Raw genomic sequence first — 13,742 nt, forward strand, 5'->3', positions numbered from 1 at the left:
CATCGTTTTGGAGTTGCGCTAAGGCGCGCATCATGAAGACAACAAGATCAGTAAGAAATTTCAGACTAGCCTTGAGCGGGTTGTTGCTACCTCTTGCTCTTTCGGGGTGCGCAACGGATCGGACCTATGGTCAGGCGCCAGGTATTGAAGTTGCCGAGCTGGAAGAGCTTCCAGCGCCTCGTATCGAGAACCTGTATGTTATCGGCCCCCAGGAAGCGCTCGAAATCGAAGTGGTGGGTGCTGAACGGTTAAGCGGGAAGTATCTCACGGATGGGGAAGGGCGCATCTCCTTTCCGCTCGTGGGTTTGCTCGACCTTGGAGGGTTAGCCCCCAATGAGGCGGCCGACATGATCGCGAACTTCTTGCGGGGCAGCTATTTGCTCAATCCTCAAGTGCGCGTGATTCCAGAGGAGATTCCTCCCCCTACAGTATCGGTGGGAGGTCAGGTTGATGAACCTGGAGAGTACCCGGTGCTTGGTCGACAGTCACTCTTGCGTGTGGTCAATCAGGCGGGCGGCTTGGCGGAATATGCAAAATTGGACGATGTGTTGATTCTACGGACCGTGGGGGGGCAGCGCTATATCGGCGCATATAATATCCAGGCGATCCAACGAGGTAATTACGGAGATCCGACTGTATATCCCAATGACATAATAATCGTTGGTGATTCGCCGAATCGGAGGCGGCTGGACAGCATTTTGCGATTCGCGCCCTTACTCTCGACTTCTGCTATTCTTATTGATCGGATTGGACGTTGAACAATCTCAATTTTGCGTCTCATGAGCTCGCTGGACGAGATGATCGTCGTGAGCTGATCGATGATCGTGATTCCAGCGATGACTCCTTTGCCATCGACCTTGAGCGGTATTGGCACGAGGCTATTGGCCTAAAGTACTGGCTCGCGGGAATAATCGCGCTGGGTCTCCTGCTCGGCATTCTTGTCACGTTGCTGGCTACCCCGCTGTACCAGGCCAGTGCACGCTTGGAAGTGTCTCAAGTGACGGCCGACGTCACCAATCTCGACTCACTCGAGGTCGATAGCCAGATATCGGAGCTGCAATACCTCAACACCCAGTACGAGCTTCTGGTTTCGAGATTCATGGCCAAGCGCGTGATGGAGGCTGGTAACCTCTCCCGGGACGAAGCCTTTCGCGAGGGGTTCGTGATCGAAGACGTACCGAATCTAGATAAGGAGATTGAGGAAATCCTGTTCGAGAATGTGAGTATCGATCCGATCACGCAGTCGAGCTTGGTCGATATAAGGTTTTCCAGCCCCGATCCGGTTGTGTCCGCCGAGATCGCAAATCTCTGGGTGCAGGAGTTCGTGGCTGCCAATTATGAGAAGCGCTTCGGCGCGAATATAGAGGCCCGAGATTTCCTGCAGAGCCAGATTGCGGAACTCCGCGAACGTCTTTCACAATCTGAGCAGGAACTCGTTGAATACGCGAATGCCAACGAGATTCTCGTGCTCAATGCGGGAGGCGATGCAGGATCGGAAAGCGCCGGCCAAACGCTAGTTGGCGCCGATCTAGAGGCGCTCAATACCGCGCTTGCTGCAGCTGTGGCGGATCGTATTAGCGCGCAGGCTGCGGTCGCCGGTGGGAATTTCCCCAGTAGTGATCCGCGTAATCAGTTGCTATCGAGTTTGAGCGAAGCGGAGGCGGAGCTGGCCGTTCTGCGGGCGAATTTCGGGCCTGACTATCCAGAGGTTGAGGAAAAGCAAGCGGAAGTGAATTCGCTTCGCTCTGCGATCTCTGGTGGTGCCCGGGACCTTCTCCAATCGGCTCGGATCAGAGAGGCGGAGCTTCGCGACCAGGTTGAGCAAGTTAAGCAACGTTTTTTGGGTCAGCAAGGCCAGGGAATTCGCTATGGGATTCTCAAGCGCGAGGTCGATACCAATCGCGAAATTTACGACGCGCTCCTGCAACGCTTCAAAGAACTCGAAGCCTCAGGGGCGGGCCAGAACAACATCCAAATCATCGATCTCGCGGATATCCCTACACAGCCTTACGCGCCGTCACTGGTTCAGAATCTTCTGATCGCGCTAGCCGTAAGTTTCGTATTCGCAGCAGGCTTGGTCTACGTCAAGGTGACCCTTAGCCAGACTTTGCAGGATCCGGAAGACGTTCGCAGGCGACTGGGCCTTCCTCTCCTCGGCGCCATACCTCGCGAGATGGACGGCGATTTGGCCGAGCGCCTCACTGAGCGTTCTTCGGAAATAAACGAGGCCTATACTACCGTTCGTACAAATATGAATTTCCTGACCCCAAAGGGCGCGCCGGAAGTTCTCATGTTGACCTCCTCGGTGCCAGCGGAAGGTAAGAGCGTTTCTTCGGTCGGGATAGCCACGAGTTTTGCGCAATTGGGCAAGCGTACCCTGCTAATCGATGCCGACCTTCGCAACTCAAGGCTTCGAGATACGCTCGATCTGCATAGCTATGACAAGGGTGGGTTGGTGCCTCTCCTTGCCAGCCAGGAAACCGACATGGCGTCGCAGATCGTATCGCTCGAGCAATACGGCTTCGATTTTCTTCCGATGGGCCGCACCCCACCCAATCCGGTCGAGCTTCTTGCCGGCGAGAGGTTCGCGCAGATCATCGAAGCTGCCCGCGAGGCTTACGATCAAGTCCTCATCGATGGCGCTCCGATGTTGGCTCTGGCTGACGCGGTCGAAATGTCGCGGGCCGTTGATGGCGTCGTTTTCGTCATCGAGGCAGAACGGATTAAGCTGCGAGGCATCGAGAATGCGATCGGCCGCCTTCAGCGCTCCGGCGCGCAGGTATATGGCGCTATTGTCACCAAGGTGAGCCAGAAGAACTCCGCATATGGCTACGGCTACGGCTACGGCTACGGATATGGTTACGGTTACGGTGAAGAGAAGCGTGGGGAACCGGCCTGATCGGCCAGACCTGATCGATGAAACTGGCTAACCCACTCCGTCTTGTGGCCATGGCAATCTTGGGTTTGGCACTCGCCATTGCCCTTGCGGCTCAGTCGGCGGGCATTGCTCTAACGCGAAAGGCGCCTGAGACTGCTCTGTCGCTCTTCCCGATTAATGGTCTGGCACAGGAGGAACTCGCGTCCTCGGCGTTTCTCTCGGTTGCCGAAGGTCTGGTTTCCGCCGAAGTTGGTATGCCGATGGCGGAGCAATGGGCTCTCGAGGCTTACCGTAAGGATCCTCTCACTCCCGAGGCGCATGCTATTCTCGCTCTGGCCGAAGAGGATGCAAATGCCCGCTCGGAAATCGTGAGCCTGGCTTCGCAATTGAATCGGAGGAACCCAAGGCTCCAGGCGGTGGTTCTCCAGGAACAAGTGACACAACAGGATTACCCTGGGGCAATCGCGACCCTCGATCGCATTCTACGCGTCCGGCCTTCGCGATCCGCCGAGCTGTTTCCCAGTTTGATCCCGCTATTCGCGCGAGAGGGAGCTGTCGACGAATTCGCTCGAATTCTCGACGGCACATCGCCTTGGCATGAGGTCTTTTTCCGTTACGCGGTCAGAGAACCGGCGGCGCTTTCCAATCTTCTCGAATTGCGCAAGCGAGTGTCCTTCGACAATCAGCAGCTTGATCAGACCCTGCTCAAGAATCTCGTTACCGAGGGCGAGTTCGATGCGGCTTACGGATTCTACAAGCAACTACGCGGCGGTGATCAGTCCAGCGATCGCGTAGGAGTGCTCGACTGGGACGATACATTTGAACCTTTCGAGTGGGCGTTCTCCGATCTCGCGGGATTGCGCGCTCAGCCGAGTTTGAGCGCGGAGCAACTCGAAATCTCCGTGAAGCCGGGCGAAGGCGGCGTGGTGGCGCGACGCCTCATCAAAACACCCGAGAGTCCCTTCGTCCTGGAAATCGAGCACGACATCGAATCGTCTCAAGCCCTGCAGGATATTGATATCGGCCTTCGCTGTGGCGGTGCGGATAACTCTCTTGTGCTGGACCAAAACCTGGCGAGCCAAGGTAACGGATTCGAGATCGCCAACCTCCCTGACTCGTGCTCGTTCATCGAGATACTCATTGAGGCGAGGGCATGGTCGGGGCGCTCTGCCCTGAATGTGGAGATCGACTCTGTTCGAATTCGGAATTGACTGATTGGTATCGGGCCGTTCGGGACGGTTCTTCACTGAGAGTTGATACGATTGCTGCGCGTCCGAACCAACGGCGTCACACGATCCTCGCCCGACCGGCCAGGTGCCAGTCGGAGACAGCAGATCGATGCAATGTCTGCGAAGGGGGAGCAATTGACTGGATACAAAGCGTCCCCAATCTGTCCGGCTTTCGACATGGGCATAATTGTCGGCCGGTTCGATTCCGCGCAATTTGACCGAGATTTGAGGAATCGTCGTCGCAGGCGCTCAGGGAACGCAAAAAAGATCGCCAAGATGGCGGGCTTTTTCATGCCTCATGGGGCTTCGATGGTGGGCGTACCAAGGTTCGAACTTGGGACCCCTACGATGTCAACATAGTGCTCTACCACTGAGCTATACGCCCACACCATCGGGCGCCCCTTGGTGGGGCAGGCGGGCGTTTAGCGGGGCTTGGATAACCGCGCAAGACCCTATTGCGGACTTATTGCAAACTCGCGCTGACGCGTTCGTCGAGCACGCGTTCTACTTCCAGCACAAGGTCGCGCAGATGGAAGGGTTTCGACAGCACCTTGGCATGCGGTTGCTCGCGGCTGGCTTTCAGTGTCACGGCTGCGAACCCGGTGATGAACATAACTTTCGTGTGCGGACTGACCTCGTTGCATCGCTGAGCGAGCTCGATGCCATCCATTTCCGGCATCACGATATCCGAAAGAAGCAGATCGTATTGGGCGCCCTCGAGCAAGGGTATCGCGTCGGTTCCGCGATCGACCGAATCGACTGCATATCCGGCATTGACGAGCGCACGCTCGAGATAGACGCGCATCGCTTCGTCATCTTCGGCTAGCAGGATTCGCTGAGTCGGTGTTTCCGTCATGGGCTCTATGTACTCCGCGCGCTTTAAAAAAGCATGTATTCGAAACAAGCAGTGTTAACGCGTATGCTCGAAGCGAGTCTGCGACATGCGCGTGGGAACTCTGCTGCCGCAGGAAGCGCTAGACTAAGAGGCAGTTTAGCCTGTTAGAAAACAAATCCCGACTTGATTAACCGGGGGGCGTAACCGACGATGTGCCGGTGGACGAAGGACAAGCAGGCTCGATGACCGATTTCGAACATTTCGAACACGTGTCGGGCGGTGCGATTCCCGGGCAGCAAGGGCCATCCTACCGGCTGTGGCGGCAAGGGACGCCGTCCGTCCCCATATTGGTTGCAGCGCCCCATGGCGGACGCTCCTACCCGGACGACGTGTTGGCATGTTTGCGCGATCCCGTACAAACTCGTCTGCGATTGGAAGACCGCTATATCGATGAAGTGGCGCGACCAGTCGCGCAGGCGACATCTTCCAGCCTGCTTCTGGCCGACGCTCCAAGAGCGATGATCGATCTCAACCGATCGGCCGACGATGTCGACTGGGGCATGGTTCGTGGTGCAAAGCCTGGCCGAGTGCGGCATTCGCTGGCCAATCGCCGGTCGCGTAGCGGCCTCGGCCTCGTTCCGCGGCGCATCCCCGGGATGGGTGAAATTCGGCAGCGCCCCCTGACCAGGGCGGAACTGGATGCCTGGATCGAGGCTATCTACATCCCCTATCATGCCGCTCTGGGCGCGGAACTCGAACGGCTTCGCGACCGCTGGGGCGTGGCACTGCTGGTCGATCTCCATTCCATGCCTCCGCTGAAGAGAACCCACGCCCAGGACCGTCCGGCAGAGTTCGTGATCGGAGACCGATTCGGCGCATCCTGCGATCCCGGGCTCGTCGATCTCGCGATCCGGTACCTCGGTAATCAGGGAAGGAGAGTGGCTCACAATCGTCCCTATGCGGGAGGGTATGTGCTTGACCGCTACGGCCAGACGGCCCGCGGTATCCATGCCATGCAGATCGAAGTCTGCCGCAGCGCCTATCTCGATGCCAGGCTCGACCAGCCAAGCGCGCGACTGGGAGCGATAGCGAAGCTGCTTGCGGGCCTGGTGGAGACTTTGGGTGCCGAGGTCACTTCCATGGGGCGCTTCAGCCACATGGCCCAAGCGGCGGAGTGAACGAAAAAACCACCCCGCGTCGATAACGCGGGGTGGCCAAGGTTCAGGGAGGAAATGCACTCGCGTGCATTTGCCGGAAGCGCCATGAGGGAAAGCGCGACCGGGCACTGAAGGAAATGGGGCTCAAACGTCCGGATTTCAAGGTTGCCGGTACAGGCGCCAGAGCACGGTTCGGCGCGAAAACGGAGCGGATCGCAGCAGCTTTCCGAGTTAGGAGCGAGCCTGGGCGATCAACAAGAGTCCATCACCCGAGATTGACTTGTCGTGGATTGCCGAGGCCAAAGCGCAGTCTCCGGCGCCGAGCGTTTCGCCCTCAAATGAGATTTTCCCTGAGAAGGGAATCAGCAGTGAGGGAGCCTGTCCGAGCTTGGGGAAGGGCACAGAACCCTGCGCGCGCCAATAGTGCAGACGGAAATGCGGGCCATCCACGAGGATTCCGGCATCGTCCCCCATTCTCGTCCGCAACTGCTCGGGATAGGGGCCCGTCGTGGCGACCTGGACCGCTTGATCGAGATGCAGGTCGCGCGGACGGCCGTAATCGAACAGGCGGAAAGTGATATCGGAATTCTGCTGTATCTCGATCAGGCTGACGCCGCCGCCTATCGCATGCACCGTGCCCGCGGGTATATAGAAGACGTCACCCGCCCGGACTTCGTGCCAGACGAGCTTGTCCACGATGGTTCCATCGAGAGCCGAAGCGCGCATTTCTTCCGGGTTTATTTCATCGCGAAATCCAACGGCTATGGTCGCGCCGGGTTCGGCATCCAGAATAACCCAGCATTCGCTCTTGCCGCTGTGCCCGAACCCCATGGCCTGGGCTTGGCGATCGTCGGGATGAGCCTGAACCGACAGTCTTTCGCTGGTGAATATATACTTGACCAGCAACTCGTCGAGTTCATTCGGGGGGGCGAACCACACCTCGCCGATCCGGTTCTGTGAGGGATGGGGGAAGGGTGCGGGCAGTCGGTCGACGCCCCAGATCTTGTCGACGAACGTGCTGGGCAGCTTGCGGATCACTGCTTCTTGCACCGACTTGCTTCGCCTACGCGTTGAACCGCGCTGCGTGCCGAGACCAAGACATCGTCGCCGTTGACGACCACCACGACATCGTCGGCCCCGACCAAGGTCACATGAGGGCCGTCACTATCGATCATCGAGCCCTTGGCGTCGATGATCTCGCCAGGTCCGGCGATGACGTTCTCCTGCGAAGGGGAAAGGCGCTGCTGAAACAGGGCATCCCAATTGCCGATGTCGGACCAGCCCATTGACACATCGACCATGGCGGCGCGATCGGTATTCTCCATGATCGCATAGTCCACCGATTCCCCCTCGACGGCGGCGAAAAGGGCATCGTCGGGCCGGATGGTCGTATCGGCGTGCTGTCCGCTATCGAAAGCCTGCTTGGTCCGCGCTGCCATATCCGGCTGATGCCTCGCCAGTTCCTCGAGAAAACGGCCCGCTCGAAAAGCGAATATTCCGCCATTCCATGCATACCTTCCGTCCGCGATGAATTGGAGAGCCGTCTGGAGGTCTGGCTTCTCTACGAACCGCTCGACCCTGAAACCGTCTCCGACAGCCTCGCCGCGGCGAATATATCCATAACCGGTTTCCGGTGCGGTCGCCCGAATACCGAACGAAACCAACCAGTCTTCAGCGGCCAATCCCGCGGCGGCGCGGGCGGCAGCTTCGAAAGCAGGCGCATCCACTATGTGATGATCGCTCGGGCACACCAGCATGATATCGTCCGCATCGAGCGCGAGCGCCGCGAGAGCTATCGCCGGTGCCGTGTTGCGGCCGACCGGTTCGACGATAAATTTTCCGTCCGGGGCGATTTCGGAGGCTTGATGCTGCGCAAATTGCAGGTGCTTGTCGCCAACCACGATCACGGGTCTTGCGAACAGTTTCCGATCGGAGCACCGCTCCAGTGTGGACTGATACAGCGTTTCATCGCCCAGCAGGGGAATAAAGGGTTTCGGTTTCGCGGCACGGCTTCTTGGCCACAGCCTGGTGCCGCTGCCACCGCACAAAACGACTGGAACGATAGTCGACAAACTCCAACCCCTCGATTGCCATAACCGGATCAGAAAAGTGCCGTCCTCGCGCAAGGACCTTGGCTACTTCTCACATGGTGTCGAGATTTAGGGGGCGGGTCGTCGTCTGGCCAGTTCCTTTTCGAGATCGCTCGAGAAATGTGTCTTCCAATCGGCCAGACCGTCGCCATTCAACTGTCTCGCCCGTTCGATCTTGGGTAGCTCCGCTTCGATGAATTCGACCCGTTCGTCCCATCCGTCATGGGTACGCTTGCGGAAAATCCAGCCACCATGCTTCGGCCCCCAGCTTCGCATGAAGCGGATGGCTGCGCGTGGATCATAGCCCGCATTGTGCAGCAGCCACGGCATCAACCGGTCGGCGTCGCGTTCCGAAAGGCGTACCAGCCTGCGTTTCCAGCCGATATCTCCGAACGTCTGCGGATGACGAAGGATATTGTGCGCCATCTCATGCGCAATCGCCGCTGCGAAAGACGGTTCGTCATATGCGAAACCCGGAAAATTCTCCCCGACCATAACCCGCTTGCCATCGGCTGCGGCGTTCTTCTTGGAATCGATGAGTTCGAACCGCGTGGGACAGGCATCCACGCCGGCGATCCGCGCGGTTTGTCGCTCGCCGCCCAGAGGCTGGAACGAAATCTCGACCTGTCCAAGGGCGAGCGCTGCATCCATCGCATCGCGAATGGCGAAGGCGCGCTGCCAGCGTGGGTCCGTTTTGGGCCAATCGCCGAGGATGGATTTTCCGTTTATGGACAGGATCGTATCGTTCTGAGCGATGCCTATCGCAGCAGCCGGTGATCCGGGCGCCACGGCCTGAACGCCGAGGTCGCCTGTCAGATGGAACTGCGCACGCACGGCTTCCGGATCGCCGTAGCTATCGGCATCGTGAATCAGCAGGCCAGAAACTTTGACGGCCTGGGCACAGAACGGAGCATTGGCCGTAGCCAGTCGATATCCAACCCGGAAGAGGCGTTCCTCGCGGCGCTGGAAAATCTCGAGCGGAGCGGGCTCTCGTGCTGTTTGCGCCGCATCGCCCTCTGCCGTTACTGGGGCGGACACAGCGAAGGCCGCCGTCGCCACCAAGGTTCGAAGCGTAACGAAAAAGGGCGCGCGGCAAGAAGATCGCCGCGCGCCCGGCATAAAGCGTTTAAGCGGTCGGAACACCGGCAGTCGCGGCATCGGGCTGGGGAACCTTGCCCTGCTGTAGCTGGCGACCGAAAATGGTCCGCATCATGTCCATCGAGAATATCTGCGCCCAGATCAGCGGCAGGAGCCCGTTTTCCGTCCATTTGCGGAGCTGATCGCCGCGCAGTTCGCGAAGCTTTTCCTGATTGATCATCTGGAAGCCGCGATAGACGAAAGGCTTGTCGTTGCCCTGCTCGGTAATCGCGATTTCGCCTTCCATCAGCAGATCGTGGTCCTTGAGTTCTTTCATGAACTGCTGAGTCCGCTGTCCGGCATGCTCGAACTGCTCACAGAATTCGAGGATTTGCTTGGTCCCCTCGCTCGCTTCGCCATTCTCGAACAGCGCCTGACCATCCTCGAATTCACCGACATTGTCGGCGGTGGGGTCGAAACACAGCGAAAGTTCGTCGGCATCGGGCTTCAAGCGGGCAAGCATGAAGGGATACCGGCGCACATAGGCGGGGATGTAAACCTGTTCGGTGACGACGCCTTCATCGTCGACGAAGGTGTTTACACCGTCGTTCAGCCCCATCAGCGCAAGGGGAACAGGGTCCGAACCGGTCGAGAAAACGATCGGCATATCGCGCTGTGCCTGGACGAATTCGTCGACGGTCAGGGGAACGGCGTGCTGCTTCGCGAGCCAGGGGGCCTTGGCCATCGGACGCGTGCGATAATTCGCATGGTCCTTGCTGTTGAGGGGCATCAGGTCTTTGAAGAACAGGGGCAGATTGGGCTGCGGCGCGCTGGCCATGGATCTCTCCGAAATTCGATTGAATTGAGCGGCAGGCCCGATGGACATCCGCACGAAGCGGGCGCTTTACGGCGTTGCGGCCCCCGGTGCAAGCGGCACGAGCTTACCTGGATTGAGTATCCCCTGCGGATCCAATGCCCGCTTGATGGCGCGCATCAGGTCCAGCGCCACGGGATCGCCCAAACGGCCGAGCTCTTCGCGTTTCATCTGTCCGATCCCGTGCTCTGCGCTTATCGAACCGCCGAATTCGGTCACTAGATCGTGAACATAGGCGCTGATCGCCTTGCCTTCCGCATTTTCCCATGCGCCGCGAATTGCGTCGGCGGGGGCGAGAACGTGATAGTGAATATTCCCGTCACCGAGATGGCCGAAGCCAACCGCGCGTGTTCCGGGAAACCGGTTCTCAATCCGCGGCGTGGCTGTTTCGATGAATTCGGGCATCCGGGCCACCGGAACCGAGATATCGTGCTGCATTGCCGGGCCTATCGCGCGTTCGGCCGGAGAGATACTTTCGCGCAGATGCCAGAAGGCTTCGGCCTGCGCTTCATTGGCGGCCACCACGGCATTTACGGCTAGACCGCGTTCCACTGCGGTTTCGAACATCTGTTCCACGATTTGGTCCAGGTGCTCCGATTCGCGATCTTCGGTGACCACCTCGATCAGCGCATGCCAGGCGTGGTTTTCGGTTAGCGGAGCGCGGGCATCGGGCAGATAGGCCAGTACCGATTCGAGGCAATGGGCGGGCAGAACCTCGAATCCCTCGAGCGCCGATCCAGCCACGTTTTCGCAATGACGCAGCAGATCGCGCGATGCCGAGATGCTTTTCAGGCCGGCCCAGACGACGCGCCGGTCCGCAATCGCCGGCAGCAATCGAAGGGTCGCACCGGTCACAATACCCAGGGTTCCTTCCGAGCCGATCAGCAATTGCTTGAGATCGAAACCCCGATTGTCCTTCTTGAGCGGGACGAGGCCGGAGAATATCTGCCCATCCGCCATCACCGCTTCGATGCCGAGCACCTGGGCACGCATGGTCCCATGGCGCAGAACCTGGGTTCCACCCGCATTGGTCGAAATCAGGCCGCCAATGGTTGCCGATCCCTTGCCGCCAAGGGTGAGGGGAAAGCGCAGTCCCTGCGCCGAGGCTGTGTCGTGCAGCGTCTGCAAGACAACCCCTGCATCACAGGTAAGCTGCGCCGCATCGATATCGAGGTCGCGGATAGTGTTCATCCGGCGCAACGACAGGAGTACGCTCGTTCCGCTAGCGTCGGGAGTAGCGCCGCCTGACATACCGCTATTGCCCCCTTGCGGCACGATCGGCACGTGATGTTCGGCGCAGAGTTGGACGAATTGGCTGACTTGCGCGGTTGTCGCGGGTGAAGCGAGCCCCAGGGCGGCACCGGTATAGCGTCCGCGCCAGTCGGTCAGCCAGGGATTGACCAGTTCCGGATCGGTGGTGAAGCCGCGTGGTCCGAGAAGGTCGATGGCGGCACTGCGGAAGAGGGCTGAATCGGTCATTTGCGGTATTCCTGCCACAGCTTGCCGCCCCGGCGCCACCACTTGCCAATCGGAGACAAACAATTAAGCCCGTATTCAAGCGTGGGGGCGCAAATGGTACGCTTATGATTTCCCGCACGTAATGAACTGCGGTCGAGGAGCGTTCCAAACAAGGCCCATGCCCTTTCCGTCCCCTCTCATTGCCATGCTGGTCGCATTGGGCTCGCCCCAGGGCCTTGAGGACGGTGCGGGCGTCCCTCACGCGGATGCTGCGCAGGACGGTCGTCGGGCGCCGGTTTCCCGCCAGGTGCGGATAGAGCGCCGCGTCATTCTGAGGATCAGCCCGCAGCCCGGTAACACGCGCCGCGATCCGCTCGCGCAACTTCCACCTCGGGCGGCTGCGCCTCGCCTTGTTGAGCGCCCGCACGGGAAATGCCTCGATGCCAGCGAAATCGTCGGAGTTTCGGACCGGGGTAGCCGACTCGTCATGTATTTACGCGATCGGCAGATCATCACTGCGGAGCTCGAGAAGGCCTGCAGTCCGCGGGATTTCTACCTCGGCTTTTATGTCGAACGCAGCGATGACGGGAAATTGTGCGTCGATCGCGATCGCTTGATGTCCCGCGCCGGGGCTAGGTGCCGGATATCGAAATTCAATCGCCTCGTAACCTCCAGCCGGGATCGCTGAGACGGCCTGCGTGCCGTTTCCTTGACTTTTTCGGCATTTCCGGCAAAGGGCGCGACGAGCCGATATTGCGGACGCGCAGGTTAGGGTCGGCCATTATTCCAGGGACAGTTTCGAACCGCATGACTTTCGCCGATCTCGGCCTTTCCGAAGACTTGCTCAAGGCAGTAAGCGAAGCCGGCTATACGCAGCCGACCGACATCCAGCGCGAAGCGATTCCGCCGGTGCTGATGATGAAAGACATCATCGGTATCGCGCAAACCGGAACGGGCAAGACGGCCAGCTTCGTGCTGCCCATGATCGACATCATGGCCAGCGGGCGTCGCCGCGCGCTGATGCCGCGCTCGCTCATACTCGCACCTACGCGCGAGCTTGCAGCGCAGGTTGCCGAGAATTTCGAGAAATATGGCAAGAATCATGATCTCAAGCTCGCGCTGCTGATCGGCGGCGTGCAGATGGGGGATCAGGTAAAGGCGTTAAACGATGGGGTCGATGTCCTGATCGCCACGCCGGGCCGCCTGATGGACCTGTTCGAGCGCGGGAAGATCCTGCTCAATGGCTGCGAACTGCTCGTCATCGACGAAGCCGATCGGATGCTCGACATGGGCTTCATTCCCGATATCGAATTCATCTGCTCCAAGCTTCCCGAAGCGCGGCAGACCATGCTGTTTTCGGCAACCATGCCCCCGCCGATCGAAAAACTGGCGAAGAAGTTTCTCAGGAACCCGATGCGGATCGAAGTCAGCCGGGCTGCTACCACGAACAAGGACATCACGACCTTCAAGGTTCCGGTAGAGAGCCGCCAGAAGCGCGAGACCTTGCGCTGGCTGCTCAACCACGATCATGTGGAAACGGCGATCGTTTTCGCCAATCGCAAAACCACCGTGCGCGAGCTCAACAAAAGCCTGCAGCGGCACGGCTTCCGCAGCGGCGAGATTCACGGTGACATGGATCAGTCGAACCGGTTGAAGGAATTGGACCGGTTCAAAGCGGGCGACATCAATATTTTGGTGGCTTCCGATGTCGCCGCGCGGGGGCTCGACATCAAAGGTGTCAGTCACGTCTTCAATTTCGACACCCCCTGGCATCCCGACGATTATGTCCATCGCATCGGTCGTACGGGCAGGGCAGGGGCCAAGGGCCGCGCCTTCACATTCGTCGCGAAAGAAGACGCGGAAGCAATCGCCAATGTCGAGACACTGACCGGAGCCACAATCAAGGTTTTCGGCAAGGACGATGTCAGGGTCGATCTGGTAGAACAGGAAGCGAAACGGGAAGACGAACCCAAGCGCCGCTCCGAGCCGCGCGAAGAGGCTGGGTCTCCCCGCGAGAAGCCGGCACGCAAAACGAAATCCAAGAGCGAACCGCGCAGACGCCGCGATGACGACGACGCGCCGGTTGCAGCGGGCGAATGGAACGGGCCTAAGCCGGCCTTCCTCGATATCTCGGCAACCTGAAT

The 13,742-nt window shown here is 59.2% G+C and carries 12 protein-coding genes and 1 tRNA gene; 6 read left to right on the forward strand and 7 right to left on the reverse strand.

Going from position 1 to position 13,742, the window contains the following annotated elements:
* The first annotated feature begins 32 nt into the window (after positions 1-32).
* Genes MUY37_RS06790 through MUY37_RS06800 form a run of 3 tightly spaced genes read left to right on the forward strand, consistent with a single transcriptional unit; the run spans position 33 to position 4,089 of the window.
* The gene (locus tag MUY37_RS06790; protein WP_499194599.1) at positions 33-758 is read left to right on the forward strand and encodes a polysaccharide biosynthesis/export family protein; all 726 of its coding nucleotides are present in this window, start codon (positions 33-35) and stop codon (positions 756-758) included.
* Positions 755-2,899, forward strand: a complete 2,145-nt coding sequence (locus MUY37_RS06795) for a GumC family protein (protein ID WP_499194600.1) — start codon at positions 755-757, stop codon at positions 2,897-2,899. The genes MUY37_RS06790 and MUY37_RS06795 overlap by 4 nt, the downstream gene beginning before the upstream one ends.
* A 17-nt stretch (positions 2,900-2,916) precedes the next feature.
* On the forward strand, positions 2,917-4,089 hold the full coding sequence (locus MUY37_RS06800; RefSeq protein ID WP_499194601.1) for a hypothetical protein: 1,173 nt from the start codon (positions 2,917-2,919) through the stop codon (positions 4,087-4,089).
* Between the two features lie 328 nt (positions 4,090-4,417).
* Here MUY37_RS06800 and MUY37_RS06805 read toward each other — a convergent pair.
* Both MUY37_RS06805 and cpdR read right to left on the reverse strand, forming a co-directional pair.
* Positions 4,418-4,492, reverse strand: a tRNA-Val gene (locus MUY37_RS06805).
* 78 nt (positions 4,493-4,570) lie between these two features.
* Entirely contained in the window at positions 4,571-4,963 is a 393-nt protein-coding gene (cpdR, locus tag MUY37_RS06810) for a cell cycle two-component system response regulator CpdR (protein ID WP_499194602.1), read from the reverse strand.
* A 221-nt stretch (positions 4,964-5,184) separates the two neighbouring features.
* On the opposite strand from cpdR, the gene MUY37_RS06815 reads away from it, so the two are divergent.
* Positions 5,185-6,120 carry an N-formylglutamate amidohydrolase gene (locus MUY37_RS06815; protein WP_499194603.1) on the forward strand — a complete coding sequence of 312 codons (936 nt, stop codon included), beginning with the start codon at positions 5,185-5,187 and terminating at the stop codon, positions 6,118-6,120.
* Between the two features lie 210 nt (positions 6,121-6,330).
* Here the strand turns inward: MUY37_RS06815 and MUY37_RS06820 are convergent, their stop codons facing one another.
* The 5 genes from MUY37_RS06820 to MUY37_RS06840 all read right to left on the reverse strand — a co-directional run bounded on the left by MUY37_RS06820 (position 6,331) and on the right by MUY37_RS06840 (position 11,619).
* Complete coding sequence (locus tag MUY37_RS06820) at positions 6,331-7,149, reverse strand: class I mannose-6-phosphate isomerase (protein ID WP_499194604.1); 819 nt, start codon at positions 7,147-7,149, stop codon at positions 6,331-6,333.
* Positions 7,134-8,171, reverse strand: a complete 1,038-nt coding sequence (locus MUY37_RS06825; RefSeq protein ID WP_499194605.1) for a mannose-1-phosphate guanylyltransferase — start codon at positions 8,169-8,171, stop codon at positions 7,134-7,136. The genes MUY37_RS06820 and MUY37_RS06825 overlap by 16 nt, the downstream gene beginning before the upstream one ends.
* A gap of 87 nt (positions 8,172-8,258) precedes the next feature.
* Positions 8,259-9,227 (reverse strand): PDZ domain-containing protein, encoded by a 969-nt coding sequence (locus MUY37_RS06830; RefSeq protein ID WP_499194606.1) that lies wholly within the window; start codon positions 9,225-9,227, stop codon positions 8,259-8,261.
* Between the two features lie 88 nt (positions 9,228-9,315).
* Positions 9,316-10,104, reverse strand: a complete 789-nt coding sequence (locus MUY37_RS06835; RefSeq protein WP_499194607.1) for a SapC family protein — start codon at positions 10,102-10,104, stop codon at positions 9,316-9,318.
* A 66-nt stretch (positions 10,105-10,170) separates the two neighbouring features.
* Positions 10,171-11,619 carry an FAD-binding oxidoreductase gene (locus MUY37_RS06840; protein WP_499194608.1) on the reverse strand — a complete coding sequence of 483 codons (1,449 nt, stop codon included), beginning with the start codon at positions 11,617-11,619 and terminating at the stop codon, positions 10,171-10,173.
* A gap of 157 nt (positions 11,620-11,776) precedes the next feature.
* On the opposite strand from MUY37_RS06840, the gene MUY37_RS06845 reads away from it, so the two are divergent.
* Both MUY37_RS06845 and MUY37_RS06850 read left to right on the forward strand, forming a co-directional pair.
* Positions 11,777-12,286: a hypothetical protein gene (locus MUY37_RS06845; RefSeq protein WP_499194609.1), complete on the forward strand. Its 510-nt coding sequence runs from the start codon at positions 11,777-11,779 to the stop codon at positions 12,284-12,286.
* A gap of 119 nt (positions 12,287-12,405) precedes the next feature.
* A complete protein-coding gene (locus MUY37_RS06850) occupies positions 12,406-13,740 on the forward strand; it encodes a DEAD/DEAH box helicase (RefSeq protein WP_499194610.1) in 1,335 nt (444 codons plus the stop codon).
* Positions 13,741-13,742: the final 2 nt, after the last annotated feature.

Origin of the sequence: Qipengyuania sp. ABI-127-1 (assembly GCA_022953095.1) — a bacterium.
Lineage (GTDB): Bacteria > Pseudomonadota > Alphaproteobacteria > Sphingomonadales > Sphingomonadaceae > Qipengyuania.

What these genes read in the sequence shown, in the direction of transcription:
- MUY37_RS06790 (WP_499194599.1), top strand. Translation starts at nt 33, where the DNA reads ATGAAGACAACAAGATCAGTAAGAAATTTCAGACTAGCCTTGAGCGGG.
- cpdR (WP_499194602.1), bottom strand. Translation starts at nt 4,963, where the DNA reads ATGACGGAAACACCGACTCAGCGAATCCTGCTAGCCGAAGATGACGAA.
- MUY37_RS06800 (WP_499194601.1), top strand. Translation starts at nt 2,917, where the DNA reads ATGAAACTGGCTAACCCACTCCGTCTTGTGGCCATGGCAATCTTGGGT.
- MUY37_RS06815 (WP_499194603.1), top strand. Translation starts at nt 5,185, where the DNA reads ATGACCGATTTCGAACATTTCGAACACGTGTCGGGCGGTGCGATTCCC.
- MUY37_RS06835 (WP_499194607.1), bottom strand. Translation starts at nt 10,104, where the DNA reads ATGGCCAGCGCGCCGCAGCCCAATCTGCCCCTGTTCTTCAAAGACCTG.
- MUY37_RS06845 (WP_499194609.1), top strand. Translation starts at nt 11,777, where the DNA reads ATGCCCTTTCCGTCCCCTCTCATTGCCATGCTGGTCGCATTGGGCTCG.
- MUY37_RS06850 (WP_499194610.1), top strand. Translation starts at nt 12,406, where the DNA reads ATGACTTTCGCCGATCTCGGCCTTTCCGAAGACTTGCTCAAGGCAGTA.
- MUY37_RS06840 (WP_499194608.1), bottom strand. Translation starts at nt 11,619, where the DNA reads ATGACCGATTCAGCCCTCTTCCGCAGTGCCGCCATCGACCTTCTCGGA.